At 63.6% G+C, this 1,144-nt stretch carries 1 protein-coding gene; it reads right to left on the bottom strand.

The features are described from left to right. A partial coding sequence (locus AC628_RS40855) for a TonB-dependent receptor plug domain-containing protein (RefSeq protein WP_245321598.1) occupies positions 1-1,144 on the bottom strand: 1,144 nt, incomplete at both ends.

Raw genomic sequence — 1,144 nt, forward strand, 5'->3', positions numbered from 1 at the left:
AGATTATTCGGATCAATCGTTCCGAGCTCGCTGGTTGCGGTGAACTTCGTATTGCCGTGATCGACGCTGACACCCATCACGACGTGGTTGTCGTGCCCGAACAGCTTGTCCGAGTTGGTCAACTGCGCCGTACCGCCGTAGCTGTTGGTCGCGGCCCGGTTGCGATCGATCTCGCCAAGGAAGGCGTTGCCGAGCGTGTTCGGAGTGGCTGGGCCGTCCGCCGGACCGAAGACCGGAAGGCCGTCGCCGATGCACAAAGTGGTGGGATCGTCGCATGGCGCAACGTCAGTGCCGTTGCCGTCGACATGGGTCTGCCGGAAGCCGCGGAAATAGGCGTTGCCCTGGAACGACCATGTGTCCGAGAAATTGTGGTTCAACGTCGCGTTGACGAAGGCGAGCTGCAGCAGCGTCGATTGCGGCCAGGTGTAGACGCTCGACCAGCGCTGGTTGAGCAACTCGACCGGCGTTGCCGCGACGTTGCCGAGCAGGTTGCTGGCCCCGGTGAAATTGACGTGGAATTCGGTGTCATCGTTGCGCGCGCCGACGTCGACATACATCCGGTTGATGTGCGAGGAGTTCGCATGGTCGCGCCAGCCGCGATCATAGGCGGATTCAAACGCCGCATAGGCGGAGATGTTGTCCCGCTGGCCGCCGGCCTGCACGGCGCCCTGCACGCGCCCGTAGGAGCCGCCGAACAGTTCCGCCTCGGAGCCCTGATAGGTGAAGCCGTTCTTCATCTGGATGCTGAGCGCGCCGCCGATCGCGTTCAGGCCGAAGATCGGGTTGTTGGGCACCAGCGAAACCCGGTCGATGGCCTTTTCCGGGATGAAATCCCAGTTGACCACGTCGCCCCAGGATTCGTTGATGCGCACGCCGTTCTGATAGACCGCGATGCCCTGCGGCGTGCCCTGAACCGGCGAGGCGACGAAGCCGCGATAATCAAGCGTGCGCTGAAACGGGTTGCCGGTCTGGTCGGTGAGCGTGACGCCGGGCAGCTTGCGGTTCACCGAGTCCAGGAAGTTGGTCGAATAGTTGCGGCTGAAATCCGCCGAGGTCAGCACCTCGGTGTTGGACGGAATCTTGTCGCGATCGAGCAGGCTCGAGTCGCGCTCGGAAGGGCCGGGGACCCCGGCGCCGCCCTCGG

Source organism: Bradyrhizobium sp. NAS96.2 (genome assembly GCF_001908235.1).
In the GTDB taxonomy this organism is placed as follows: Bacteria; Pseudomonadota; Alphaproteobacteria; order Rhizobiales; family Xanthobacteraceae; genus Bradyrhizobium.